The following is a 25,282-nucleotide window of genomic DNA, read 5'->3' on the forward strand; positions in this document are numbered from 1 at the left end:
GGCGCCGCACGACGGGAGCACGACGATGAGCGGATTCGGCCATTTCAGCCGCGATGCCGAGGAACTGGAAAGGGAGATCGTCAAGCGCGGCATCGTCCTGGGTATCGACTGGGACGACGCGGCAGCCCTGCGCGCGCTGGCGCGCGAGGCGCTGACCCGCGCGTCGGAAGACAATCTGCAGGCCCTGCGCGGGCAGGACCTGGGCGCGCGCACCAAGGCGGAGCTGTTCGCGCTGGCCGAACTGATGCTGCGCACCATGCGGCAGAGCGCCGAGTTCGGCGTGCACACGCATGGCGGCCCGGCCTGGAAGGCGCTGGGCCGTGCGTTGATCGAGGAAGCCGCCGCGCTCGGCGGGGGCGCGGCGGAATAGGCCGCGCCGGTGTCAGGCGAGCGGCTGCTCGCCGGCGTACAGCTGCTCGACCGTTTCGCGCGCGCGTACCAGATGCGCGTGCGCGCCATCGACGATGACTTCCGCCGCGCGCGGCCGGCTGTTGTAGTTGGAGCTCATCGTCATACCGTAGGCCCCGGCAGACAGCACCGCGAGCAGGTCGCCGGCTTCCACGCCCAGCGACCGGTCCCTGCCGAGGAAGTCGCCGCTCTCGCATACCGGGCCGACCACTTCGTAGCGGCGCACGCTTGCGCGCGGGGCCACCTCGACGATGTCGTGCCAGGCGTCGTATAGCGCCGGGCGAGCCAGGTCGTTCATCGCCGCGTCGATCACCGCGAAGTTCTTCTCCACGCCGGGCTTCAGGTATTCGATGCGGGTGAGCAGCAGGCCGGCATTGCCGACCAGCGAGCGGCCGGGCTCGAACATCAGTTCCTCGCGCCGGCCGTCGAACGGCGCCAGCAGCGGGGCCAGGTAATCGGCTACCGCCGGGGGTTCCTCGTCGCGGTAGCGGATGCCCAGGCCGCCGCCCAGATCGATGTGTTCCAGTTCGATGCCTTCGGCCGCCAGGCGGTCGACCAGGCCGAGGATCTTCTCGGCGGCTTCCAGGGCCGGCGCGCCGTCGAGCAACTGCGAGCCGATGTGGCAATCGATGCCGGCCACGCGCAGCGAGGGCAGGGCGGCGGCGCGCCGGTACAGGATGAGCGCCTCGTCGAAGGCCACGCCGAACTTGTTGTTGCGCAGGCCGGTGGAAATGTAGGGATGGGTCTTGGGGTCGACGTCCGGATTGACGCGCAGCGAGATCGGTGCAACCTTGCCCATGGCGGCGGCCACCTCGGCCAGGCGCTCCAGTTCGGCGGCGGATTCCACGTTGAAGCAGCGGATGCCGGCTTCCAGCGCCTGGCGCATTTCCGCCGCGTTCTTGCCCACGCCGGAAAACACTACCTTGTCCGCGCTTCCGCCGGCGGCCAGCACGCGGGTCAATTCACCGCCCGAGACGATGTCGAAGCCCGCGCCCAGGCGCGCGAAGGCGGACAGCACGCCGAGGTTGGCGTTGGCCTTGACCGCGTAGCACACCAGCGCGCGCCGTTCGCCCAGCGCGTCGCGCCAGGACTGGTAGGCGGCGGTGAGCGCGGCCAGCGAATAGACGTAAGTGGGCGTGCCGTGGGCCGCGGCAATGTCTGCCAGGTCGACGTTTTCAAGCGCCAGGCCGCGCGGGCCGCGGCGCAGCGTGGGAATGGGGAATTCTGACTTCATTGCTTGCGGGGGTTTCACTGAGCTTCGGGCGTGGTCGGGGCGGCTTTGCTATGATCGGCGCCCGTTGCCGGCGCGGGCGGTTGCCTGGGGACTTCGGGCAGGTACAGCGAGCCCTTGATGCCGCACGCGGACAAAAGGAGCGCGCCGGCCAGCGCGATGGCGGTGAGAGTGGGTCGCATGGCGCATGCCTGGCGGGAAAAGGCGAATCGTAGCAGAAGGAGGCAGCATGGAAGAATCGGCGTTCAACGCGCTGGCGGAGGCCGAACTGGCGCATATCGAGGCGGAACTGGAGGCCTGCGGCGCGGAACTCGACGTGGAGGTGATGCCGGGCGGCATCCTGGAGATCGAGTTCGACAACGGCAGCAAGATGGTCATCAACCGCCATACCGCCGCGCGCGAAATCTGGGTGGCGGCGAAATCCGGCGGTTTCCACTTCCGCCCGCAGGACGGGCGCTGGATCGCCACCCGCGACGGTACGGAACTGTATGCCCTGCTGTCGCGCGTGGTGAGCGAGCAGGGCGGCGAGGCGGTGACGCTGCGCCCGCCCGCGGCCTGAGCCCGGCTTAACGGCTGCCGAACGAGCGCTCGACCACCGGCGCGGGCGGTTCGGTGCGCGGCATGGCCGGCGGCACCGGCGGAATGGCTTCCTCGGTCGATTCCATCGCCGGAGAGAAGTCGAACGGCAGCAGCGGGCGCGGCGGCGGTTCGGGCGGCATGTTCTCACGGTAGATGAATTCTGCCTGGGCGCTGTCCGCCAGATGCAGTTCCACCAGGCCGTCGGGGCGCGGCCAGGGGTTTTCCGGTGCGCCCTTGAGCGCGCTGCGCATGTAATTGATCCAGATCGGCAGCGCGGCCGAGCCGCCGGTTTCGCCGCGCCCGAGGTTGCGCGGCTGGCTGTGGCCCAGCCAGGCCACGGCGACCAGATCCGGGTTGTAGCCGCAGAACCAGGCGTCCAGGTAGTCGTTGGTGGTGCCGGTCTTGCCGGCCAGATCGCTGCGGTTCAGGCTGCGCGCGCGGCCTGCGGTGCCGCGGCGCACCACGTCCTGCAGCACGGAGTTGGTCAGCCAGGCGTTGCGCGGGTCGATCACGCGCGGCGCGCTCTGCCCGGCCACCGGCGGGTCGACGCGGGCCACCACGCGGCCTTCGCCATCGATGATCTCCGACACCACGTAGGGTTCGACGCGGAAGCCGCCGTTGGCGAACACCGCGTAGCCGGCGGCCATCTGCCACGGCGTGACGCTGCCCGCGCCGAGCGCCATGGTCAGGTAGGGCGGGTGGCGCTCGGGTTCGAAGCCGAAGCGGCTGATGTAGTCCTGCGCGTACTGCGGGGTGATCGATTGCAGCAGGCGGATCGACACCATGTTCTTGGAGCGCGCCATGGCGTCGCGCACGGTCATCAGGCCGTCGAACTTGCCGTCATAGTTGCGCGGTGTCCAGTCCTGCGAGCCGGTGACCCCGGCGGGGAAATGCAGCGGCTCGTCCTCCACCAGGCTGCTGGGTGAATAACCGCGCTCGAAGGCCGCCGAGAAGATGAACGGCTTGAAGCTGGAGCCGGGTTGGCGATAGGCCTGGGTGACGTGATTGAACTTGTTGCGCGCGAAATCGAAGCCGCCGACCAGCGCGCGTACCGCGCCGGTGTGCGGATCGAGGGAAACCAGCGCGGCCTGCACTTCCGGCAGTTGCAGGATCTCCCAGCCCTGTTCGCCGGTGTGGCGGATGCGCACGATGGCGCCGGGGCGGATGCGCCGCGCCTGCGGGGCGTTGGCTGCCAGCATGGGGGCGACGAAGCGCAGGCCGTTGCCTTCCACCGTGTGGGTTTCGCCGCGGCGATAGACGCGCACGGCCTTCGGCGAGGCTTCCAGTACCAGCGCGCCGAGCAGTTCGCCGACGTCCTCGGTGTCGGCGAGCAGCTCATCGAAACGTTCGTCCTTGGTCTCGTCCATGCCGGACAAGTCCACAAAGCCTTCCGGGCCGCGGTAGCCGCGCCGCCGGTCGTAGGCCAGCACGCCTTCCTGCAGCGCTTGGCGGGCGGCGATCTGATCGTCGCGGCGCACCGTGGTGATGATGCGGATGCCCAGGTGGTAGGCGTCCTCGCCGAACTGGTCGACGGCGATCTGGCGGGCCATTTCGGCCACGTAGTCGCCCTGGATGGAAGCGTTGTTGCCGTTCTGGCGCGCGGAGGAGGTGCGCACCTGCGTGTCGAGCGCGGCGCGGTAGGCCACTTCGTCGATGAAACCGGCGTCCAGCATGCGGCGCAGGACATACTGCTGGCGTACCGTGGCGCGTCGCGGATTGACCACCGGATTGAACGCCGACGGGGCCTTGGGCAGGCCGGCCAGCATGGCGGCCTCGGCCAGGTTGATCTGTTCGAGCGGCTTGCCGAAGTAGGTGCGCGCGGCGGCCGAGAAGCCGTAGGCACGCTGCCCGAGGTAGATCTGGTTGACGTACAGTTCGAGAATCTGGTCCTTGCTCAGGTTCTGCTCGATCTTCAGCGACAGCAGGATTTCGTACAGCTTGCGGTTGTAGGTCTTCTCGCGGGTCAGAAAGAAGTTGCGCGCCACCTGCATGGTGATCGTCGAGGCGCCCTGGCCGCGTCCGCCGGAGGTCAGGTTGGCCAGCGCCGCGCGGGCGATGCCGACCGGGTCGATGCCATGGTGCTCGTAGAAGCGTTCGTCCTCGGCGGCCAGGATGGCCTGGCGGAGCATCGGCGGTACGTCGGCGATGCGCACCACCGAGCGCCGCTCCTCGCCGAACTCGCCGAGGAGGTGGCCGTCCGCGGTAAACACCCGCAGCGGAATCCGGGGGCGGTAATCGGTGAGGGTTTCCAGCGAGGGCAGGTTGGGCCAGGCCAGTGTCGCCGCGGTCGCCAGGGTGGCGATGCCGATGACGATGGCAACCAGGATGAAAGCCAGGGGGTAGAGAACCCAGCGCATCGGCAGTCCGCGTTTCCAAGGGATCGAGGGCGCGATTATAAGGGGGCTCCGGAGGGGGCTCCAGCCCGGTTTGTCAAGGGATGTTGCTTTACACTTGACAATGTTGTTGCTAGGATTTCACGAGCTTATTCAGCATGTAAGCCTAACCTAAAGAAATCTAAGGATTTTCCTTGTGATCGACTTCGCGATCTTCAGCCCTCGGGCGCGACAGTTGGCCGGTCTGGATATTTCATCTTCATCGGTCAAACTGGTCGAACTCGCGGGTTCCGAGAAGGAAGGCTTCCGGGTCGAGCGCTATGCGATCGAGCCCCTGCCCAGGGACGCGGTGGTCGATGGCAACATCGCCAACCTCGAGGCGGTGGGCGACTCGATCCGCCGCGCCGTGCGCCGCATGGGGTCCGGCCTCAAGAACGTCGCGGTGGCCTTGCCCGCCGCCGCCGTGATCACCAAGCGCATCATCCTGCCGGCCGGTCTACGCGAGCAGGAAATGGAAGTTCAGGTCGAATCCGAGGCCAGCCAGTACATCCCCTTCGCGCTCGACGAGGTCAATCTAGACTTCCAGGTACTCGGCCCGCTGGGCGAGGGCGGCGACGAGGTCGAGGTGCTGATCGCCGCGTCGCGCAAGGAAAAGGTCGAGGACCGCGTAGCCGCGGTCGAGGCCGCCGGGCTGAAGGCATCCGTGATGGACGTCGATTCGTTTGCCGCGCAGTCCGCCTTCGAACTGATCAGCCGCCGTCTGCCGGAACAGGGGCGCAACAAGATCATTGCGCTGATCAACATCGGCGCCAGCGTCACCAACGTCACGGTGTTGCGCAACGGCCAGCAGATCTACGGGCGCGAGCAGGCCTTCGGCGGCAACCAGCTCACTCAGGACATCGCGCGCCAGTACGGCATGAGCGCGGAAGAGGCAGAAGCCGCCAAGCGCTCGGGCGACCTGCCGGAAGACTACGCGCGCGATCTGATGCGCCCCTTTCTCGACAGTCTGGCGCTGGAAGTCTCCCGCGCCCTGCAGTTCTTCTTCACCTCCACGCAATACAACCAGGTCGATCACATCGTGCTCGGCGGCGGTTGCGCGGTGCTGCCGGGCCTGGCGGAAATGGTCGGCGGGCGCACGCAGATCTCCACCATCGTCGCCAATCCGTTCGAGGGCATGACGCTTTCCTCCAACGTGCGCTCCAAGAGTCTCGCGGCCGACGCCCCGTCGATGATCGTGGCCTGTGGTCTGGCCATGCGGAGGTTCGACGCATGATCCGCATCAATCTGCTGCCCCACCGCGAGATCAAGCGGCGCGAGCGGCGCCAGCAGTTCTATGTGATTTCCGGGCTGATGATCGTCGCCGGCGCGGCGATCGCCTTGCTCGTGCACACTGTGATCGACGGTTATATCGATCGCCAGCAGCGCAAGAACGAAATCTTCAAGACCGAAATCCGCAAGCTCGATCGCCAGATCGCCGAAATCCGCACGCTCCGCGAGCAGGTCGATGCCCTGCTCGCGCGCAAGCAGGTCATCGAAGCGCTGCAGGGCAACCGCGCGGAAACCGTGTATCTGCTCAGCGAAGTCACCAAGCGCATGCCCGAGGGCATCTATCTGAAATCGATGAAGCAGGCCGGCAAGCGGGTCACGCTGGTGGGCTATGCGCAGTCGAACGCACGGGTTTCCCACCTGATGCGCGCGCTCGACGAATCCCCCTATCTGGCCCAGCCACAGCTGGTGGAAATCAAGGCCGCCACGGCCGATGGGCGCCGGGTGGGCGAGTTTACGCTGAACATCTCCATTCAGCAGCCCAGGGCCGAAGAAGGCGAAGGGGCGAAGCAATGAACCTGAAGGAGATCGATTTCGAACGCCTGGGGCGCGATTTCCGTGGTCTGGACCCTAACGATCCCGGTGTCTGGCCCATGGCGCCCAAGGTGGCGGTGTTCATCGGCCTGTTCGTCGCGACCGTGGCGGCCGCCTGGTGGTTCGATTGGCGCGATCAACTGGATACCCTGGCGCGTGCCGAGAAGGAAGAGGTCACGCTGCGTGAGCAGTGGGTATCGAAGAAGCGCCAGGCGGTGAACCTGGACGAGCACAAGCGCCAGTTGGAAGAGATCGACCGCCAGTTCGGCGCCCTGCTGCGTCAGTTGCCCAACCGTGCGGAAATGGATTCGCTGCTCGCCGAAATCAACCAGGCGGGCCTGGGACGCGGGCTGCAGTTCGAACTGTTCAAGCCGGGCAATGACGTGGTGCGCGACTTCTACGCCGAGATGCCCATCGAGATCCGCGTGATTGGCGGCTATCACGACCTGGGCGCCTTCGCCAGCGACGTCGCGAAGATGCCACGCATCGTGACCTTGAACAACATCGCCATCGAAGGCGTGCGTGGCGGACAGCTCAAGCTCGAGGCGCGGGCGGTGACCTACCGCTACCTGGACGAGGAAGAGCTCGCCAAGCGGAATCAGGCAGCCCAGCAGGCCCAGAGGGGTAGGAGAAGATGAGGGGCAGGATCCGATTCGCGCCGCTGTGCGTCCTGCTGGCCGCCGCACTGCTCGCCGGTTGCGCCAGTGAGGAAGAGAACATCCAGGCCTGGATGGCCGAGCAGACCAAGGGTATGCGCGGAAGCGTCAAACCCCTGCCCGAGATTCGTCCGTTCCCGGTCGTCGAGTACGATGCCGAGGCCTTGCCGACGCCGTTCAGCACGGCTCGTCTGGTGCCTGAAACCCGGCAATCCGGTGGCGGGGCGCTGCGGCCCGATCTGGATCGCCGGCGGGAGCCGCTGGAAGCCTATCCGCTTGAATCCCTGACCATGGTCGGCGTGCTGATGCGTGGCAAGGACGCCGATGCATTGATCCGGGTGGATAACACCATCCATCAGATCAGAGTGGGCAATCACATGGGCCAGAATTTTGGTGTGGTGACCGAAGTGACCGAAACCGAGGTCATCCTCCGGGAACTGGTTGAGGACGTGAATGGCGATTGGTCCGAGCGGATCAGTTCGCTGCTGCTGCAGGAGCAGCAGGAGGCAAGAAAATGAAAGGTACGATCGCGACGCTGCTGTGCGCAGCGCTTGTCCTGGCGCCCGGTGCGGCGGCTCCGGTGTACGCGCAGGAGGCGGCGCACGCGCAGGCGCCGCTCAACCGCATCGAGAGCCTGGAGGTCGCCCAGCAAGGCGGTGCGGTTTACGTCAAACTCCTCATGCAGGAGCCGCTCGCCAGCGTACCCGCCAGTTTCAGCGTGGCGAATCCGGCGCGTATCGCCTTCGATTTTCCGGGCACGGCCAACGCGCTGGGACGCAATGCGCAGACCTTCAACCAGGGAGATCTGAACAGCGCGAACATCGTCCAGGCCGGTGAGCGCACCCGTCTCGTCCTCAACCTGACGCGCGTGACGCCATACGAGGCCCGCTTGGAGGGCGGCGGACGCGAACTGATCATTGCGCTGACGCCGATTGCCCAGGAAAACCTGACGGCGAGCGCCTCGGCCGAGCAGCCGCTGGTCAATTTCGCCGCCTCCTCGAAAGCTGCCGAAGTGGTCAGCAAGAGCATCCGCGACGTCAATTTCCGCCGCGGCAAGGACGGTGAAGGGCGGGTCATCGTCGAACTGTCCAACCCGGACACCGCGATCGACGTTCGTCAGCAAGGCCCCAATCTGGTCGTCGAGTTCGTCAAGACCTCGTTGCCCGAGCATTTGCAGCGCCGTTCCGACGTGGTCGATTTCGGCACGCCGGTGCAGAGCATGACTGCCCAGCAGCAGGGCGACAACGTCCGTCTGGTGGTCGCCCCCTCCGGCCTCTGGGAGCACAACGCCTATCAGAGCGACAACCAGTTCGTTCTGGAAGTGAAGCGCCTGGTCGAAGACCCGAACCGCCTGGTGCAGGGCACGCCGCGCGGCCAGTATGCCGGCGAACGCCTGTCGCTGAATTTCCAGAACATCGACGTGCGTGCGGTGCTGCAGGTCATCGCCGACTTCACCGACTTCAACATCATCACCAGCGACTCGGTGCGCGGCAATTTGACCCTGCGCCTGAAGGATGTGCCCTGGGACCAGGCCCTGGACATCATCCTGCAGGCCAAGGGCCTGGATATGCGCAAGAACGGCAACGTGATCTGGATCGCGCCGGGCGCCGAACTGGCCTCGCGCGAGAAGATGCAGCTGGAGGCCCAGGCGCAGATCGGCGACCTGGAGCCTCTGCGCACCGAGAGCTTTCAGATCAACTACCACCGCGCCAAGGAAATCTTCGACTTCCTGAACAAGAAGGATCAGACCATCCTGTCTAGGCGGGGCAGCGTGGTGGTCGATGACCGCAGCAACAAGCTGTTCGTCACCGACGTCGGCAGCCGCCTGGACGATCTGCGCCGCCTGATCTCGGAGATCGACCTGGCGCCTCGCCAAGTGTTGATCGAGGCGCGTATCGTCGAGGCCAGCAAGGACTTTACACGGGACATCGGTGTCCGTCTGGGCTACGGTGACCGTACGGCACGCAAGATCGGCAATGGCGGCCGGGTGGGTTTCGGCTCCTCCGAGTTCGCTTCGATCAACGCCGACGGTACGATCAACACCGGGGCCAATGCGCCGATCAACGGTATGATCCACCGTGTTGGTGAATCTGCGACTAGTGGCAGCTCCATCACTAACCCCTACGGCACGTTGAATCTGACCCTATTCAACAGTAGTTTGACGCGCTTCCTGAACCTTGAACTGACCGCGATGGAATCCGATCAGCGTGGCCGCATCATCTCCAGCCCGCGGGTGCTGACGGCCAACCAGGTTGAGGCCTCGATCGAGCAGGGCCAGGAGATTCCGTATCAGGAAGCGAGCAGTTCCGGAGCGACCAGTGTGTCGTTCAAGAAGGCGGTGCTGTCGCTCAAGGTCAAGCCGCTGATCACCCCCGATGGGCGCATTCAGCTGCAGGTGACGGTGAACAAGGACCAGCCCGTGTTTGATACTCGCTTCGCTGTCCCGGCGATCGACACCAAGAACATCAAGAGTGAAGTGCTGGTCGAGAATGGCGGGACCGTGGTAATCGGTGGTATTTTTGAAGAGGAGGAGAGCACCTCCATTTCACGCGTACCGCTGCTTGGCGAGATTCCGGTGGTCGGCGCGCTGTTCCGTAATACCAGCCGGATTTCCAACCGCCAGGAACTGCTGGTATTTATTACCCCGCGTATCGTGAACGACGCGCTGACGCTGCGCTGATCAGGGCAAACGGCAAATCGGGGGCCGGGACTCCGGAGCGGGAGTCCCGGCCCCTTGTGTTTCAACACTGCATGACACCACGGGCGTGGATCGAATCATACTGATCGGCATGATGGGGGCCGGCAAGACCACCATCGGACGTGAATTGGCCAAGCGCTGCGGCATGCGTTTCGTGGACTGCGATCACGAGATCGAGGCTCGCACCGGCGTCAGCGTGCCCACCATCTTCGAGATCGAGGGCGAGGAAGGTTTCCGCCGGCGGGAAACCCAGGTCATCGACGAACTCACCTGCACGCCGGGGCTGGTCATCGCCACCGGCGGGGGCGCGGTGCTCAGCCCGCTCAACCGTACGATGCTGGCCGAGCGCGGCGTGGTGATCTATCTGAATGTACCGCCCCAGGTGCTGTGGGAACGCACGCGGCACGACCGCAACCGTCCCTTGCTGCGCGTGCCGAATCCACGCGAGCGCATCTTCGCTCTGCATCGCGAGCGTGATCCGCTTTACCGGGAGATCGCCGACATCATCGTCGATGGCGGCCGGGGCAATCCGGGCGGTACCATACGGCAGATACGCAAGGCCCTGGAAATCTGCGGAAAGGCATGATGCACACACTGGACGTCGCGCTGGGCGAGCGCAGCTACCCCATCCATATCGGCCGGGGGCTGCTTGATGACCCCGCTCCCATTCTGGCGCGCTTGAAAACCCCGCGCGTCGCCCTGGTCACCAACGACCGGGTCGGGCCGCTCTATCTGGAGCGCGTTCAGCACGGCCTGGAGCGCGCGGGCGTGCGCTGCACCGCCGTGGTGCTGCCCGACGGCGAGGCGCACAAGGATTGGCCGACCCTCAATCTGGTCTTCGACGCGCTGCTCGGCGCGCGCTGCGAACGCTCCACCACGCTGATCGCGCTCGGCGGCGGGGTGGTCGGCGACATGGCCGGCTTTGCCGCCGCCACCTATCAGCGGGGCATGCCGTTCATGCAGATGCCGACCACGCTGCTGTCGCAGGTGGACTCCTCGGTGGGCGGCAAGACGGCGATCAACCACCCGCTGGGCAAGAACATGATTGGCGCGTTCTACCAGCCCCGCCTGGTGATCGCCGATACCGCCACGCTCGATACGCTGCCGGACCGCGAACTGAAGGCCGGCGTGGCCGAGGTCATCAAGTACGGACTGATCCGCGACGCGGCCTTCTTCGCCTGGCTGGAAGACAACCTCGAACGCATCCTCGCACGCGATCCGGACGTGCTTGCCCAGGCCATCGAACGCTCCTGCCGCAACAAGGCGGAGGTGGTGGCGGCCGACGAGACCGAACGTGGCGAACGCGCCCTGCTCAACCTTGGGCATACCTTCGGCCACGCCATCGAAACCGGCCTGGGCTACGGTGAATGGCTGCACGGCGAGGCGGTGGCAGCCGGTACGGTGATGGCCGCGCGCCTGTCGCGCGACCTGGGCTGGCTGGGGGAGGGCGACCTGGACCGGCTGGTGGCCCTGTTCGAACGTGCGGGTTTGCCGGTACAGGGGCCGAAGCTGGGCGCGGAGCGCTACCTGGAGCTGATGGCGCACGACAAGAAGGTCGAAGACGGCCGTCTGCGTCTGGTGCTGCTCGATGGCATCGGGGCCAGCCGGGTCAGCGATGCGGCCGCGCCCGAGCGCATCGCTGCCGCCATCGAGGCATGCTGCGCATGAGCGCGAACCTGTGTTCCGCGCCCGCGCTGGCATCCTACGCCGCCCGCGCGGAGACCTCGCGCGGCCGCCAGCATGCCGAACCGGCGCCGGCCGAACGCAGCGAATTCCAGCGCGACCGCGACCGCATCGTGCATTCCACCGCCTTCCGGCGGCTGGAGTACAAGACGCAGGTGTTCGTCAATCACGAGGGCGACCTGTTCCGCACCCGCCTGACGCACAGCATCGAGGTCGCGCAGATTTCGCGCGGCATCGCGCGCATTCTCGGGCTCAACGAGGATCTGGCCGAATCCATCGCGCTGGCGCATGACCTCGGGCACACTCCGTTCGGCCACGCCGGACAGGAGGCGCTCAACGATTGCATGAAGAGCCATGGCGGCTTCGAGCACAACCTGCAATCGTTGCGCACGGTGGATCTGCTCGAAGAGCATTACGCCGCCTTCGACGGGCTCAATCTCACCTTTGAGACGCGCGAGGGCATCCTCAAGCACTGCTCGCGCGCCAACGCGGAGCGTCTCGGCGAGCTGGGCGTGCGTTTTCTCGAAGGCACGCAGCCCACGCTCGAAGCCCAACTGGCCAATCTCGCCGACGAGATCGCCTACAACAACCACGACGTCGACGACGGTCTGCGCTCCGGGTTGATCACCCTGGAGCAGCTCGATGCCGTGCCCATCTTCGCCGCCAATCGCCGCGAGGTGGAGCGCACTTGGCCCGGCCTGGCCGGCCGCCGGCTGATTCACGAGACCATCCGCCGCATGATCAATCAGATGGTGCTCGACCTCAGCGCGCGCACGCGCGAGAACATCGCCGCTGCCGGGGTGGCGACACTCGCCGATGTGCGCGCCGCGCCGCGTCTGGTGGCCTATTCCGACGAGCTGCAGCCGCGTCTGCGCGAACTCAAGCGCTTTCTGCGCGACAACTTGTACCGCCATTATCAGGTGCTGCGCATGACCAACAAGGCGCGCCGCATCGTCACCGACCTGTTCGACGCCTTCATGGCCGAGCCGCAACTGCTCCCGCCGCAATACCAGGCGCGCGGGCGCGACGGCATGGCGCGCGCCATCGCCGACTACATCGCCGGGATGACCGACCGCTACGCCATCAAGGAGCATCGCCGGCTGTTCGCGGTCGGCGAAATCCACTGAGCCGTCATAGGCTTGCCGCAGCGCAAAAAAATCTTGAATGATGATCCCCACGGGGGGTATATTCGTCGACCGCTCTCCAGAAAGCAGAATGCGGGCGCCTGATTGCGCGCAAAAGACCAAAGCCGGTGCCTGAGGACCGGCGTTTTTTTGGCCTTTGCACTATTTTGGTGCGTATTTTGCTTGGGGTTGGCAACTGCTTGATTCGTGCCGGATCCGTCCGGTTGAACGTGTTGTTTCGAGGAAGAACGAGATGGATCTCCCCCAGAAGCAGGGCCTGTATGACCCGGCAAACGAACACGATGCCTGTGGCGTGGGCTTCATTGCCCACATCAAGGGCAAGAAGTCCCACGACATCGTCCTGCAGGGCCTCGAAATCCTGAAAAACCTGGATCACCGCGGCGCGGTGGGCGCCGACCCCTTGCAGGGCGACGGCGCCGGCATCCTGATCCAGATTCCCGACCAGCTGTACCGCGAGGAAATGGCCGCGCAGGGCGTGCAGCTGCCGGCCGCCGGCGAGTACGGCGTGGGCATGGTGTTCATGCCCAAGGAAGCGGCCTCGCGTCTGGCCTGTGAAGAGGAAATCGAGCGCGCGGTGCGCGCCGAAGGGCAGATCGTGCTGGGCTGGCGCGACGTGCCGGTCAACCGCGACATGCCGATGAGCCCCACCGTGAAGGCCAAGGAGCCGGTGATCCGCCAGGTCTTCGTCGGCCGCGGCCCGGACGTCATGGTCACCGAGGCGCTGGAGCGCAAGCTGTACGTCGCGCGCCGCCGCGCGGCCAACGCCATCGGCGCGCTGCAGCTCAAGCACGGGCAGGAGTTCTACATGGTCTCCATGTCCGCGCGCACGGTGAACTACAAGGGCCTGCTGCTCGCCAACCAGGTGGGCGAGTACTACCTCGACCTGGTCGATCCGCGCGCCGTCTCCGCGCTCGCCCTGGTGCACCAGCGCTTCTCCACCAACACCTTCCCGAAGTGGAACCTGTCGCACCCGTTCCGCTACATCGCCCACAACGGCGAGATCAACACCCTGCGCGGCAACTACAACTGGATGCGCGCGCGCGAGAAGGGCGTGCATTCGCCGCTGCTCGGCGCCGACCTGGAAAAGATCTGGCCGCTGATCTACCCCGGCCAGTCCGACTCCGCCGCCTTCGACAACGCGCTCGAACTGCTGGTGATGAGCGGCTACTCCATGGCCCACGCGGTGATGATGATGATCCCCGAGGCCTGGGAATCGCACACCTTCATGGACGAGCGCCGCCGCGCCTTCTACGAGTACCACGCGGCCATGATGGAGCCGTGGGACGGCCCGGCCGCGGTGGCGTTCACCGACGGCCGCCAGATCGGCGCCACGCTGGACCGCAACGGCCTGCGCCCGGCGCGCTACCTGGTCACCGACGACGACCTGGTGGTGATGGCCTCGGAATCCGGCGTGTTGCCCATCCCCGACAGCAAGATCGTCAAGAAGTGGCGCTTGCAGCCCGGCAAGATGTTCCTGATCGACATGGAGCAGGGTCGCATCATCGACGACAAGGAGATCAAGGAATCCCTCGCCGCCGCGCGCCCGTACGCCGACTGGCTGTCGCGCATCAACATCAAGCTGGACGGGCTGGAAACCCCGGCCAATGTGGCGGCGCCCGAGGCCGCCGCCTCGCTGCTCGACCGCCAGCAGGCCTTCGGCTACACCCAGGAAGACATCAAGTTCATCCTGGAGCCGATGGGCAAGGCCGGCGAGGAAGCCACCGGCTCGATGGGCAATGATTCCCCGCTAGCCGTGCTGTCGGGCAAGGAAAAGCCGCTCTACAACTACTTCCGCCAGCTCTTCGCGCAGGTCACCAACCCGCCCATCGACCCGATCCGCGAGCAACTGGTGATGTCGCTGGTGTCCTTCATCGGCCCGCGCCCGAACCTGCTCGAAATCAACGAGATCAACCCGCCGTTCCGCCTGGAAGTGTCGCAGCCGGTGCTGGACTTCGCCGACATGGCGAAGATCCGCAACATCGCGCGCTACACTCACAACAAGTTCCGCTCGGCGGAACTGGATGTCTGTTACCCGGCCGCCTGGGGCAAGGAAGGCGTGGAAGCGCGCCTGGCCTCGCTGTGCGCGGAAGCCGAGGACGCGGTGCTGCAGGGCTACAACATCCTGGTGGTGTCCGACCGCAAGGTGGATGCCGACAGCGTCGCCATCCCCGCGCTGCTGGCGCTTTCCGCCATCCATCAGCACCTGGTCGGCAAGGGCCTGCGCACGCGCGCCGGGCTGGTGGTGGAAACCGGCACCGCGCGTGAGATCCACCACTTCGCCGTGCTCGCCGGCTACGGCGCGGAAGCCGTGCATCCCTACCTCGCGCTGGAAACCCTGCAGAACCTCGCGGGCGACGCCGAAACCGGCGAGAAGTACGTCAAGCACTTCGTCAAGGCCGTCGGCAAGGGGCTGATGAAGGTGATGTCCAAGATGGGCATCTCCACCTACATGTCCTACACCGGCGCGCAGATCTTCGAAGCGGTCGGCCTGCAGCAGGCGCTGCTCGACAAGTATTTCACCGGCACCACCAGCCAGGTCGAGGGCATGGGCGTGTTCGAGATCATGGAAGAGGCCATCCGCCTGCACAAGAAGGCCTTCAGCGCCGATCCGGTGCTCGCCGCCATGCTCGACGCCGGCGGCGAGTATGCCTACCGCGCGCGCGGCGACGAGCACATGTGGACGCCCGACGCCATCGCCAAGCTGCAGCACTCCACGCGCTCCGGCAAATACGACACGTACAAGGAGTACGCGCGCATCATCAACGACCAGAGCAAGCGCCACATGACGCTGCGCGGCCTGTTCGAGATCAAGCCCGCCGGCGCGCCGGTGGCGCTGGACGAAGTCGAACCGGCCAAGGAAATCGTCAAGCGCTTCGCCACCGGCGCGATGTCGCTCGGCTCGATCTCCACCGAGGCGCATTCCACGCTGGCCATCGCCATGAACCGCATCGGCGGCAAGTCGAATACCGGTGAGGGCGGCGAGGATCCGATGCGTTTCAAGCCGATCACCAAGGCCATGAAGCTGTCGCAGATTATCGGCGAAGGCCGCATCGAGCGCGATCTGGAATTGTCCGCCGGCGATTCGCTGCGTTCGGCGATCAAGCAGGTCGCTTCCGGCCGCTTCGGCGTGACCACCGAATACCTGGTCAATGCCGACCAGATCCAGATCAAGATGGCCCAGGGCGCCAAGCCCGGCGAGGGCGGCCAGTTGCCCGGCCACAAGGTCTCCGAGTACATCGGCTACCTGCGCCATTCGGTGCCGGGCGTCGGGCTGATCTCGCCGCCGCCGCACCACGACATCTACTCCATCGAGGATCTGGCCCAGCTCATCCATGACCTGAAGAACGCCAATCCCAAGGCCGACATCTCGGTCAAGCTGGTCTCCGAGATCGGCGTGGGCACGGTGGCGGCCGGCGTGGCCAAGGCCAAGGCCGACCACATCGTCATCGCCGGGCACGACGGCGGCACCGGCGCCTCGCCGCTGTCGTCGATCAAGCACGCCGGTTCGGCCTGGGAGCTCGGCCTCGCCGAAACCCAGCAGACCCTGGTGCTGAACCGCTTGCGCTCCCGCGTGCGCGTGCAGGTCGATGGGCAGATCAAGACCGGCCGCGACGTGGTCGTCGGCGCGCTGCTGGGGGCCGACGAATTCGGCTTCGCCACCGCGCCGCTGGTCGTCGAGGGCTGCATCATGATGCGCAAGTGCCACCTCAACACCTGCCCGGTGGGCGTCGCCACGCAGGACCCGGTGTTGCGCCGCCGCTTCTCCGGCCAGCCGGAGCACGTGGTCAACTTCTTCTTCTTCATCGCCGAGGAAGTGCGCGAACTGATGGCCCAACTGGGCATCCGCAAGTTCGACGAACTGATCGGCCGCGCCGACCTGCTCGACATCAAGCAGGGCATCGAGCACTGGAAGGCCAAGGGGCTGGATTACTCGCGCATCTTCTACCGCCCCAACGTGCCGGCCAGCGTGCCGCGCCTGCACACCGAGACGCAGGACCACGGCCTGGACAAGGCGCTCGACAACCAACTCATCGAACTGGCCGGGCCCGCGTTGGAAAAGGGCGAAAAGCTCAGCATCGACCTGCCGGTGCGCAACATCAACCGCACCGTCGGCGCCATGCTCTCCGGCCGCGTGGCCGAAAAGTACGGCAACGCCGGCCTGCCCGCCGACACCATCCACGTCAAGCTCACCGGCACCGCCGGCCAGGCCTTCGGCGCCTTCCTGGCGCGTGGGGTCACGCTGGAACTGGTGGGCGAGGGTAACGACTACGTGGGCAAGGGCCTGTCCGGCGGGCGCATCGTCGTGCGCCCGCAGGCCGAGTTCCGCGGCGCCACGGCGGACAACATCATCGTCGGCAACACCGTGCTGTACGGTGCCACCGAGGGCGAGGTGTACTTCGCCGGCGTGGGCGGCGAGCGCTTCGCGGTGCGCAACTCCGGCGCCACCGCGGTGGTGGAGGGCGTGGGCGACCACGGCTGCGAGTACATGACCGGCGGCACCGTGGTGGTGCTCGGCCAGACCGGGCGCAACTTCGCCGCGGGCATGTCCGGCGGCGTGGCCTACGTGCTCGACGAGGCCGGCGACTTCGACAAGCGCTGCAACATGGCGCAGGTCGCCCTGGAGCCGCTGCCCGAGGAAATCGAGGCGCGCAAGGGTTCCGAATTCGGCGACGAGCTCGAATCCCACGGCCACGTGAAGATCAACCATCTGTCGATGGGCGACGAGCAGATCCTCAAGGGGCTGATCGAGCGCCACGCACGCTTCACCGGCAGCCCGCACGCGCGCCAGATCCTGGAAGACTGGACGACTTGGCGCGGCCGCTTCGTCAAGGTGTTCCCCAACGAGTACCGTCGCGCGCTGGCCGAAATGGCCGCGCAAAAGCAACAGCAACTGGAGGCCGCTTGAGATGGGCAAGCCAACCGGATTCCTTGAGTACCAGCGCCTGTCCGAAGCCTACAAGCCGGCCGCCGAGCGGCTGAAGGACTACCGCGAGTTCACCGTACGCCTGGACGATCAGCAGGCCGCCGTGCAGGGCGCGCGCTGCATGGACTGCGGCATCCCGTTCTGCAACAACGGCTGCCCGGTCAACAACATCATCCCGGACTGGAACGATTTGGTGTACCGCAACGGCTGGCAGGAAGCCATCCAGGTGCTGCACTCCACCAACAACTTCCCGGAATTCACCGGGCGCATCTGTCCGGCGCCCTGTGAGGCCGCCTGCACCCTCGGCATCAATGCGGACCCGGTGGGCATCAAGTCCATCGAGCGTGCCATCATCGACAAGGCCTGGGAACAGGGTTGGGTGCGGCCGCAGCCGTCCGCCGCCAGGACCGGCAAGAAGGTCGCCGTGGTCGGTTCCGGCCCGGCCGGGCTGGCCGCGGCGCAGCAACTGGCGCGTGCCGGCCATGACGTCACCGTGTTCGAGAAAAACGACCGCGTGGGCGGCCTGCTGCGCTACGGCATCCCCGACTTCAAGATGGACAAGGCGCTGATCGACCGCCGCGCCGAGCAGATGAAGGCCGAAGGCGTTACCTTCCGCACCGGCGTGCTGGTCGGCGCCAGGGAAGTGCCTGCCGGCATCATCAACGACGCCAGGGAAATCATCTCCGCCGAGGAACTGAAGAAGACCTTCGATGCGGTGATCCTCGCCGGCGGCGCCGAAGTGCCGCGCGACCTGCCGGCCCCCGGCCGCGAACAGGCCGGCGTGCATTTCGCGCTGGAATTCCTCATTCCGCAGAACAAGGAAGTGGCCGGCGACCGCGCCAACCCGATTTCCGCCAAGGGCAAGCACGTGGTGGTGATCGGCGGCGGTGATACCGGCTCCGACTGCGTGGGCACCTCCAACCGCCACGGCGCGCTGTCGGTGACCCAGCTCGAACTCATGCCGATGCCGCCCGAGCAGGAGAACAAGCCGCTGACCTGGCCGTACTGGCCCACCAAGCTGCGCACCTCCACCTCCCACAACGAAGGCTGCACGCGCGAGTTCGCCGTGGCCACCAAGGAATTCATCGGCGAAAACGGCCAGGTCAAGGCCGTCAAGCTCGTCCGGCTGGAGTGGAAGGACGGCAAGATGAGCGAGGTGGCGGGTTCGGAATTCGAACTCAAGGCCGATCTGGTGCTGCTCGCCATGGGCTTCACCAATCCGGTGGGCGGCGTGCTGGACGGCTTCGGCGTGGGCAAGGACGCGCGCGGCAACGCCAAGGCCACCACCGACGGCGCCGGCTGCTACGCCACCAACGTGCCGGGCGTGTTCGCCGCCGGCGACATGCGCCGTGGCCAATCGCTGGTCGTGTGGGCGATTCGCGAGGGCCGCCAGGCCGCCCGTGAAGTCGATGCGTATCTGATGGGTGAGAGCGTTCTGCCTCGCTGAACGGCGTATCGCCCACGCAGGGCGAGTTGACGAAAGCGGGCCGACCGGCCCGCTTGGCGAGGGCCGCCAGGCCACCCGTGAGGTCGATGCGTATTCGACGGGTGAGAGCGTGCTGCCGCGCTGAACGCGTCGGGCACGGACGATGTAAAAAGGGCGACCCGCGGGTCGCCCTTTTTGCTGCCGTCGGACCGGTTGGCCCCGGGTCAGAGCTCCAGCACTTCCGCCGTGTAGCGCGCGATCATGCCTTCCTCATTGGTCGGGATCACCGCCACGGCCACGCGGCTGCCCGCGCTTTCGATACGCGAGGCGTGCGCGGCGTTGGCCTGCGGGTCGATCTCGACGCCCAGCCAGGCGGACAGCGCGGCGGCCTTCTCGCGCACCGGCGCGGCGTGTTCGCCGATACCGCCGGTGAATACCAGCGCGTCCAGCCCGCCGGCGGCTGCCGCCAGCGAACCCAGTTCGCGGGCGATGCGGTAGCAGAACAGGTCCACCGCCTCCTTGGCTTCCGGGGCCTCGGAGTTCAGCAGCGTGCGCATGTCCTGGCTGATGCCGGATACGCCGAGCAGGCCGGATTCCTTGTACAGCAGGCGGGTCAGCGCCTTCAGGTCCATGCCCTTCTGCTCCATCAGGTAGAGCAGCACGCCGGGGTCCAGGCTGCCGGTGCGGGTGCCCATCATCAGGCCTTCCACGGCGGTGAAGCCCATCGTCGAGGCCACGCTCTTGCCGTCGCGCAGCGCGGTCATCGACGCGCCGTTGCCCAGGTGGGCGATTACCACCGCGCCGCTCGCGCGCTCGCCGATCACCTCCGGCAGCTTGCGTGCCACGTAGTCGTAGGACAGGCCGTGGAAGCCGTAGCGCTTCACGCCGGCGGCGGTGAGTTCGCGCGGGATCGCGAAGGTCTGCGCGACCGCCGGCTGGGTGCGGTGGAAGGCGGTGTCGAAGCAGCCCACCTGGGGGATTTCCGGCAGCAGCGCGGAAACCGCGTGCACCGCGCGCAGGTTGTGCGGCTGATGCAGCGGAGCGAGCGGGATCAGCCGTTCCAGCCGGCGCATGGTTACGCCGTCCAGCCGTGTGGGGGCGCTGAAGCGGATGCCGCCATGCACGATGCGGTGGCCGGCGGCGACGATTTCCAGGTCCGGATTGTGTGCGGCCAGCCAGCGGAACAGATGGGTGAGCGCGTCGCGGTGCTGCTCGGACTGCCCGCCGGAAGTGGTCACCGGCTCATGATGGCGCTCGCCGTTGGCGTCGCGCGCGGTCAGCTCCGGGTTGGCGCCGATGCCTTCCACCTGCCCCGAGAGCGCGGGCTTTTCGGCCAGCTGCGGTTCGGTGGGGAAGAGCGCGAACTTCAGGCTGGACGAGCCGGCGTTGAGGACGAGAATGGCCTTCATCCGAGCATTGCCTCCCGTTTCTTGTGGGCCATCAGTTGCACGATGGCGCAGGAGGCGGCGCGCGTCTCGGCGGTGTCGGCGCGGCTGGTCAGCACGATGGGCACGCGCGCGCCCAGCACCACGCCGGCCATCAGCGCGCTGGCGAGGTATTCGAGCTGCTTGGCGACCATGTTGCCGGATTCGAGGTCTGGCACCACCAGGATGTCGGCGTTGCCGGCGACCACCGAGCGGATGCCCTTGGTTTTGGCGGCGACCAGCGACACCGCGTTGTCGAAGGCCAGCGGGCCGTCGAGCAGGCCGCCCTTGATCTGGCCGCGGTCGGCCATCTTGCACAGCGCGGCGGCCTCGATGGTGGAGCGGATCTTCGGGGTGACGGTTTCCACCGCCGACAGGATGGCCACCTTGGGTTCGGGCAGGCCAAGCACGTGGGCGAGGTCGATGGCGTTCTGGATGATGTCGACCTTCACTTCCAGCGTTGGCTCGATGTTGATCGCCGCGTCGGTGATCAGCAGCGGATGCGGATAGGTCGGCACGTCGGCGAGGAACACGTGGCTGATGCGCCGCGCGGTGCGCAGGCCGCCCTCGCGGGAAACCACCGCGCCCATCAGCTCATCGGTGTGCAGCGACCCCTTCATCAGCGCCTCGGCCACGCCGTCGCGGCACAGGCCCACGGCGGTTTCGGCGGAAGCGTGGCTGTGCGCCACATCGACGATGCGGAAACCCTTGATGTCGATGTTGTGCTCTTCGGCCACCGCGCGGATCTTGGCTTCCGGGCCGACCAGGATCGGATCGACCAGCCCCGCCTGGGCGGCCTGCACCGGGCCGCGCAGCGATTCGCTGTCGCACGGGTGGGCCACGGCGATGGGAATCGGCGCCAGTCCGGTGCTGATCGACAGCAGGTGGCGGTAGCGCAGCTCGCGGTCGGAGATGGTCACCGCCGGCAGATTGACGCGCGCGCGCTTGATCTTCTCGGTGGGCGCCAGTACCTCGGCGTTGCCGTCGATCACCTTCAGGCCATCCTGGTTCACCGCCAGGCAGTCGAAGATGATGTGATGGTTGTGGTCGTGCTTCTCGCGGCAGGTCACGGTGATGGTCAGCGTGTCGCCGATGGTGATCGGCCGCCAGAAATTCAGCCCCTGCGACACGTAAACCGTGCCGGGGCCGGGGAATTCGGTGCCCAGCACGGTGGAGATCAGCGTGCTGCCCCACATGCTGTGGCCCACCACCTCGCGGAACTGGCTGGAACGGGCGAACTCCGGATCGACGTGCGTCGGGTTCACGTCGCCGGACATCACCGCGAACAGGTGGATGTCTTCCGGTTTCAGCGTACGGACGAGCTGGGCGATATCGCCCACCTGGATCTCGTCGAAGGTGCGGTTCTCGATGAATTGCTGGACGGCATGCTCCATGGCGGTTCTCGCTAGAGTGTTTGCATTTGCAACATGGCGATTCTAACCATGATCCGTGACATCCACCGCACAAACATGGTCATTTTGTGTGCGCTGCAACAACGTACGCGCTGTAACACCCACGCCATCCGGGCGCGGTAGGCCTGCATGCTAGAATCGCAGCCGATTCAAAGCTCATTCCCCGGGGTATCCATGGAAGTGGTCGTCTTGGCCGCCGGACAAGGCAGGCGCATGCGTTCCGCCTTGCCCAAGGTATTGCAGCCGCTCGCCGGCCGCGCGCTGCTCGCCCACGTGCTGGACACCGCGCGTGCCCTGGAACCCGGCCGCATCTGCGTGGTGTACGGCCACGGCGGCGAGGCCGTGCGGGCGCGCTTCGCCAACGAAACGCTGGACTGGGCCCTGCAGGCCGAACAACTCGGCACCGGCCACGCCGTGTGCCAGGCCCTGCCCGTGCTCACCGATGGCGAGCAGGCCCTGGTGCTGTACGGCGACGTGCCGCTCATCGGCGCTGCCACGCTGCGCCGCCTGGCCGAAGCCGCCGGCCGCGAGCGCCTCGCCCTGCTCACCGTGGAACTCGACGACCCCACCGGCTACGGGCGCATCCTGCGCAATGCAGAAGGGCAGGTCACGCGCATCGTCGAGGAAAAGGACGCCAACGCCGCCGAACGCAGCATGCGCGAGGTGAACACCGGCATCCTCGTCGCCCCGGTCGCCCGCCTGCGCGACTGGCTGGCGCGCGTCGGCAACCAGAACGCGCAGGGCGAGTACTACCTCACCGACATCATCGGCCTGGCCGTGGCCGACGGCGTACCGGTGGTCACCGAACAGCCCGCCGCCGAGTGGGAAACCCTGGGCGTCAACAGCAAGCCGCAACTGGCCGAGCTGGAACGCCTGCACCAGCGCAACATCGCACAGCGCCTGATGGAAGACGGCGTTACCCTGATCGATCCGGCACGCATCGACGTGCGCGGCCAACTGATCTGCGGGCGGGATGTGGAAATCGACGTCAATTGCGTGTTCGAAGGCCGCGTGGAACTCGCCGACGGCGTGCGCGTGGGCGCCAACAGCGTGATCCGCGACGCGCTTATCGGCGCCGGCACGCGCATCGCGCCGTTCTCCCACGTCGAATCCACTCGCATGGGCGAACACTGCGTGATCGGCCCCTACGCACGCACCCGGCCGGGCACCGAACTGGGCGCGGACGTGCATCTGGGCAACTTCGTCGAAGTGAAGAACAGCCGCATCGCCGACCACTCCAAGGCCAACCACCTGGCCTACGTGGGCGACGCCGACGTGGGCAGCCGGGTGAACATCGGCGCCGGCACCATCACCTGCAACTACGACGGCGCCAACAAGCACCGTACCATCATCGAAGACGACGTGTTCATCGGTTCCGACACCCAACTCGTCGCCCCGGTGCGCGTCGGCCGCGGCGCCACGCTGGGCGCCGGCACCACGCTCACCAAGGACGCGCCGGCCGAACAGCTCACCGTCTCGCGCGCCAGGCAGATCAGCCTTCCGGGCTGGCAGCGCCCGGTGAAGAACAAGCAAGGAGCCTGACCATGTGCGGCATCGTCACCGCCATCTCCACCGCCGACATCGTGCCGGTGCTGCTCGAAGGCCTGCGCAAGCTGGAATACCGCGGCTACGATTCCGCTGGCCTGGCCATCGTCTCGAATGGCCGTCTCGCCCGCCTGCGCGCCGCCGGGCGCGTGGCCGAACTCGCCGCCCTGGCCGAACGCGAACACGCCAGCGCGCGCATCGGCATCGCCCACACGCGCTGGGCCACCCACGGTGTGCCGTCCGAACGCAACGCCCACCCGCACATCTCCGGCGGGCTGGCGGTGGTGCATAACGGCATCATCGAAAACTTCGAGGCTATCAAGAGCGCCCTGCAGGCACGCGGCTACGTGTTCGAATCCGACACCGACACCGAAGCCATCGCCCACCTCATCCACAGCAAGCTCGCCGCCGGCGCCGACCTCTTCGAAGCCGTGCGCCTGGCCACCAATGAATTGCACGGTGCCTACGCCATCGCCGTGCTGGCCGAGGCCGAACCGGAACGCGCCGTGGTCGCGCGCAGCGGCGCACCGCTGCTGCTCGGCGTGGGCGAACACGGCATGTACGCCGCCTCCGATACCGCCGCGCTGCTGCAGGTGACCCGCCAGGTCATCTACCTGGAAGACGGCGACGTGGCCGAACTGCGCCTCGCCAGCCACCGCATCGTGCGCCCGGACGGCAGCTCGGTGGAACGCGAAATCCACCTCTCCAGCCTGTCGGCGGACGCGGTGGAGCTCGGCCAGTTCCGCCACTACATGCAGAAGGAAATCTTCGAACAGCCCCAGGCCCTCGCGCAGACCCTGGAAATCATCACCGGCGGTGGCTCCGTCGCCCCGCAACTGTTCGGTGCGCGCGCGCTGGAAGTGCTGGGCGGCGTGCAGCGTGTGCTGGTGCTGGCCTGCGGCACCAGCTACCACGCCGGCCTGGTCGCGCGCTACTGGCTGGAATCGGTCGCCAAGGTGCCCTGCTCGGTGGAAATCGCCAGCGAATACCGCTACCGCGACTCGGTGCCGGATCCGGACACCCTGGTCGTGGTCATCTCCCAGTCCGGCGAGACCGCCGATACCCTGGCCGCCCTCAAGCACGCCATCGCCCAGGGCATGCAGCGCACCCTGGCCATCTGCAACGTGCCGGAATCCGCCATCGTGCGTGAAGCGAGCTTGCGCTTCATCACCCGCGCCGGCCCGGAAATCGGTGTGGCCTCCACCAAGGCCTTCACCACCCAGCTCGCTGCCCTGGCCCTGCTCACCCTTACGCTGGCCAAGCTCGCCGGCCGTCTGCCCGAAGAACAGGAAGCCCGCCACCTGCAGAACCTGCGCCACCTGCCGGTGGCCGTGCAGAAGGTGCTGGAACTGGAACCGGAGATCGAACGCTGGGCCCAGCGCTTCGCCGCCAAGCAGCACGCCCTGTTCCTCGGCCGTGGCCGCCACTGGCCCATCGCCATGGAAGGCGCACTGAAGCTCAAGGAAATCTCCTACATCCACGCCGAAGCCTACGCCGCCGGCGAACTCAAGCACGGCCCGCTCGCCCTGGTGGACCGCGACATGCCCGTCATCGCCGTGGCCCCGGCCGACGAACTGCTGGAAAAACTCAAGTCCAACCTGCAGGAAGTCCGCGCGCGCGGCGGCGAACTCTACGTGTTCGCCGACGCCGGCAGCGAAATCCCCGAATCGGAGGGCGTGCACATCCTGCACATGCCGGAGCACTACGGCATGCTTTCCCCGGTGCTGCACGTCGTACCGCTGCAACTGCTGTCCTACCACGCCGCGCTGGTAAAGGGGACGGATGTGGACAAGCCGAGGAATCTGGCGAAGTCGGTGACGGTGGAGTGAGGATGGGCATGTTGCGCTGATTCGTTGCTCCGATCCAGTAGAACCGAAGATTTCCCGCAAGATGAACAACGCCCGGCATGCCGGGCGTTGCTGTTTGTGTGTGGCCGGAAAGAGTGTCTCGATTGTGAT

The 25,282-nt window shown here is 66.7% G+C and carries 19 protein-coding genes; 14 read left to right on the forward strand and 5 right to left on the reverse strand.

What is annotated here, in order from left to right:
* Positions 1–25: 25 nt before the first annotated feature.
* Positions 26–370: a hypothetical protein gene (locus E6C76_RS17010; protein ID WP_136349441.1), complete on the forward strand. Its 345-nt coding sequence runs from the start codon at positions 26–28 to the stop codon at positions 368–370.
* Positions 371–382: 12 nt separating this feature from the next.
* On the opposite strand, the gene lysA is transcribed toward E6C76_RS17010, so the two are convergent.
* Together lysA and lptM are read right to left on the reverse strand one after the other, a co-directional pair.
* Positions 383–1,642: a diaminopimelate decarboxylase gene (gene lysA, locus E6C76_RS17015; protein ID WP_136349442.1), complete on the reverse strand. Its 1,260-nt coding sequence runs from the start codon at positions 1,640–1,642 to the stop codon at positions 383–385.
* A gap of 14 nt (positions 1,643–1,656) precedes the next feature.
* Complete coding sequence (gene lptM / locus E6C76_RS17020) at positions 1,657–1,821, reverse strand: LPS translocon maturation chaperone LptM (protein WP_136349443.1); 165 nt, start codon at positions 1,819–1,821, stop codon at positions 1,657–1,659.
* Between the two features lie 47 nt (positions 1,822–1,868).
* Here lptM and cyaY point away from each other — a divergent pair, with 47 nt between their 5' ends.
* On the forward strand, positions 1,869–2,198 hold the full coding sequence (cyaY, locus tag E6C76_RS17025; RefSeq protein ID WP_136349444.1) for an iron donor protein CyaY: 330 nt from the start codon (positions 1,869–1,871) through the stop codon (positions 2,196–2,198).
* 7 nt (positions 2,199–2,205) lie between these two features.
* Here cyaY and E6C76_RS17030 read toward each other — a convergent pair whose 3' ends face one another.
* Positions 2,206–4,575, reverse strand: coding sequence for a penicillin-binding protein 1A (locus tag E6C76_RS17030; protein WP_136349445.1), 2,370 nt, complete (start codon positions 4,573–4,575; stop codon positions 2,206–2,208).
* 172 nt (positions 4,576–4,747) lie between these two features.
* Here E6C76_RS17030 and E6C76_RS17035 point away from each other — a divergent pair, with 172 nt between their 5' ends.
* The 10 genes from E6C76_RS17035 to E6C76_RS17080 all read left to right on the forward strand — a co-directional run bounded on the left by E6C76_RS17035 (position 4,748) and on the right by E6C76_RS17080 (position 18,964).
* Positions 4,748–5,824, forward strand: coding sequence for a pilus assembly protein PilM (locus E6C76_RS17035; protein ID WP_136349446.1), 1,077 nt, complete (start codon positions 4,748–4,750; stop codon positions 5,822–5,824).
* Positions 5,821–6,393, forward strand: a complete 573-nt coding sequence (locus tag E6C76_RS17040) for a PilN domain-containing protein (protein ID WP_136349447.1) — start codon at positions 5,821–5,823, stop codon at positions 6,391–6,393. The genes E6C76_RS17035 and E6C76_RS17040 overlap by 4 nt, the downstream gene beginning before the upstream one ends.
* Complete coding sequence (locus E6C76_RS17045; protein WP_136349448.1) at positions 6,390–7,049, forward strand: type IV pilus inner membrane component PilO; 660 nt, start codon at positions 6,390–6,392, stop codon at positions 7,047–7,049. Before E6C76_RS17040 ends, E6C76_RS17045 begins: the two co-directional genes overlap by 4 nt.
* Complete coding sequence (locus tag E6C76_RS17050) at positions 7,046–7,585, forward strand: pilus assembly protein PilP (RefSeq protein WP_136349449.1); 540 nt, start codon at positions 7,046–7,048, stop codon at positions 7,583–7,585. The genes E6C76_RS17045 and E6C76_RS17050 overlap by 4 nt, the downstream gene beginning before the upstream one ends.
* The gene (gene pilQ, locus E6C76_RS17055; protein ID WP_136349450.1) at positions 7,582–9,747 is read left to right on the forward strand and encodes a type IV pilus secretin PilQ; all 2,166 of its coding nucleotides are present in this window, start codon (positions 7,582–7,584) and stop codon (positions 9,745–9,747) included. Before E6C76_RS17050 ends, pilQ begins: the two co-directional genes overlap by 4 nt.
* 85 nt (positions 9,748–9,832) lie before the next feature.
* The gene (locus E6C76_RS17060) at positions 9,833–10,351 is read left to right on the forward strand and encodes a shikimate kinase (RefSeq protein ID WP_136349451.1); all 519 of its coding nucleotides are present in this window, start codon (positions 9,833–9,835) and stop codon (positions 10,349–10,351) included.
* On the forward strand, positions 10,351–11,433 hold the full coding sequence (gene aroB / locus E6C76_RS17065) for a 3-dehydroquinate synthase (RefSeq protein WP_136349664.1): 1,083 nt from the start codon (positions 10,351–10,353) through the stop codon (positions 11,431–11,433). The genes E6C76_RS17060 and aroB overlap by 1 nt, the downstream gene beginning before the upstream one ends.
* Entirely contained in the window at positions 11,430–12,575 is a 1,146-nt protein-coding gene (locus E6C76_RS17070; protein WP_136349452.1) for a deoxyguanosinetriphosphate triphosphohydrolase, read from the forward strand. The genes aroB and E6C76_RS17070 overlap by 4 nt, the downstream gene beginning before the upstream one ends.
* A 250-nt stretch (positions 12,576–12,825) precedes the next feature.
* A complete protein-coding gene (locus tag E6C76_RS17075; RefSeq protein ID WP_136349453.1) occupies positions 12,826–17,499 on the forward strand; it encodes a glutamate synthase-related protein in 4,674 nt (1,557 codons plus the stop codon).
* 1 nt (position 17,500) lies between these two features.
* Positions 17,501–18,964 carry a glutamate synthase subunit beta gene (locus tag E6C76_RS17080; RefSeq protein WP_136349454.1) on the forward strand — a complete coding sequence of 488 codons (1,464 nt, stop codon included), beginning with the start codon at positions 17,501–17,503 and terminating at the stop codon, positions 18,962–18,964.
* A gap of 203 nt (positions 18,965–19,167) precedes the next feature.
* Here the strand turns inward: E6C76_RS17080 and E6C76_RS17085 are convergent, their stop codons facing one another.
* The gene (locus tag E6C76_RS17085; protein ID WP_136349455.1) at positions 19,168–20,352 is read right to left on the reverse strand and encodes an acetate/propionate family kinase; all 1,185 of its coding nucleotides are present in this window, start codon (positions 20,350–20,352) and stop codon (positions 19,168–19,170) included.
* A complete protein-coding gene (locus tag E6C76_RS17090; protein ID WP_136349456.1) occupies positions 20,349–21,761 on the reverse strand; it encodes a bifunctional enoyl-CoA hydratase/phosphate acetyltransferase in 1,413 nt (470 codons plus the stop codon). The genes E6C76_RS17085 and E6C76_RS17090 overlap by 4 nt, the downstream gene beginning before the upstream one ends.
* Before the next feature lie 192 nt (positions 21,762–21,953).
* On the opposite strand from E6C76_RS17090, the gene glmU reads away from it, so the two are divergent.
* Both glmU and glmS read left to right on the forward strand, forming a co-directional pair.
* Positions 21,954–23,321, forward strand: a complete 1,368-nt coding sequence (glmU, locus tag E6C76_RS17095; protein WP_136349457.1) for a bifunctional UDP-N-acetylglucosamine diphosphorylase/glucosamine-1-phosphate N-acetyltransferase GlmU — start codon at positions 21,954–21,956, stop codon at positions 23,319–23,321.
* A gap of 2 nt (positions 23,322–23,323) precedes the next feature.
* Positions 23,324–25,153 (forward strand): glutamine--fructose-6-phosphate transaminase (isomerizing), encoded by a 1,830-nt coding sequence (gene glmS / locus E6C76_RS17100; protein WP_136349458.1) that lies wholly within the window; start codon positions 23,324–23,326, stop codon positions 25,151–25,153.
* Positions 25,154–25,282 lie beyond the last annotated feature (129 nt).

The sequence above is a fragment of the Pseudothauera nasutitermitis genome (genome assembly GCF_004801295.1).
Lineage (GTDB): Bacteria > Pseudomonadota > Gammaproteobacteria > Burkholderiales > Rhodocyclaceae > Pseudothauera > Pseudothauera nasutitermitis.

What these genes read in the sequence shown, in the direction of transcription:
- E6C76_RS17030 (WP_136349445.1), bottom strand. Translation starts at nt 4,575, where the DNA reads ATGCGCTGGGTTCTCTACCCCCTGGCTTTCATCCTGGTTGCCATCGTC.
- glmU (WP_136349457.1), top strand. Translation starts at nt 21,954, where the DNA reads ATGGAAGTGGTCGTCTTGGCCGCCGGACAAGGCAGGCGCATGCGTTCC.
- E6C76_RS17045 (WP_136349448.1), top strand. Translation starts at nt 6,390, where the DNA reads ATGAACCTGAAGGAGATCGATTTCGAACGCCTGGGGCGCGATTTCCGT.
- aroB (WP_136349664.1), top strand. Translation starts at nt 10,351, where the DNA reads ATGCACACACTGGACGTCGCGCTGGGCGAGCGCAGCTACCCCATCCAT.
- cyaY (WP_136349444.1), top strand. Translation starts at nt 1,869, where the DNA reads ATGGAAGAATCGGCGTTCAACGCGCTGGCGGAGGCCGAACTGGCGCAT.
- E6C76_RS17075 (WP_136349453.1), top strand. Translation starts at nt 12,826, where the DNA reads ATGGATCTCCCCCAGAAGCAGGGCCTGTATGACCCGGCAAACGAACAC.
- lysA (WP_136349442.1), bottom strand. Translation starts at nt 1,642, where the DNA reads ATGAAGTCAGAATTCCCCATTCCCACGCTGCGCCGCGGCCCGCGCGGC.
- glmS (WP_136349458.1), top strand. Translation starts at nt 23,324, where the DNA reads ATGTGCGGCATCGTCACCGCCATCTCCACCGCCGACATCGTGCCGGTG.
- E6C76_RS17070 (WP_136349452.1), top strand. Translation starts at nt 11,430, where the DNA reads ATGAGCGCGAACCTGTGTTCCGCGCCCGCGCTGGCATCCTACGCCGCC.
- E6C76_RS17080 (WP_136349454.1), top strand. Translation starts at nt 17,501, where the DNA reads ATGGGCAAGCCAACCGGATTCCTTGAGTACCAGCGCCTGTCCGAAGCC.
- E6C76_RS17010 (WP_136349441.1), top strand. Translation starts at nt 26, where the DNA reads ATGAGCGGATTCGGCCATTTCAGCCGCGATGCCGAGGAACTGGAAAGG.
- E6C76_RS17050 (WP_136349449.1), top strand. Translation starts at nt 7,046, where the DNA reads ATGAGGGGCAGGATCCGATTCGCGCCGCTGTGCGTCCTGCTGGCCGCC.
- E6C76_RS17040 (WP_136349447.1), top strand. Translation starts at nt 5,821, where the DNA reads ATGATCCGCATCAATCTGCTGCCCCACCGCGAGATCAAGCGGCGCGAG.
- pilQ (WP_136349450.1), top strand. Translation starts at nt 7,582, where the DNA reads ATGAAAGGTACGATCGCGACGCTGCTGTGCGCAGCGCTTGTCCTGGCG.
- E6C76_RS17085 (WP_136349455.1), bottom strand. Translation starts at nt 20,352, where the DNA reads ATGAAGGCCATTCTCGTCCTCAACGCCGGCTCGTCCAGCCTGAAGTTC.
- E6C76_RS17090 (WP_136349456.1), bottom strand. Translation starts at nt 21,761, where the DNA reads ATGGAGCATGCCGTCCAGCAATTCATCGAGAACCGCACCTTCGACGAG.
- lptM (WP_136349443.1), bottom strand. Translation starts at nt 1,821, where the DNA reads ATGCGACCCACTCTCACCGCCATCGCGCTGGCCGGCGCGCTCCTTTTG.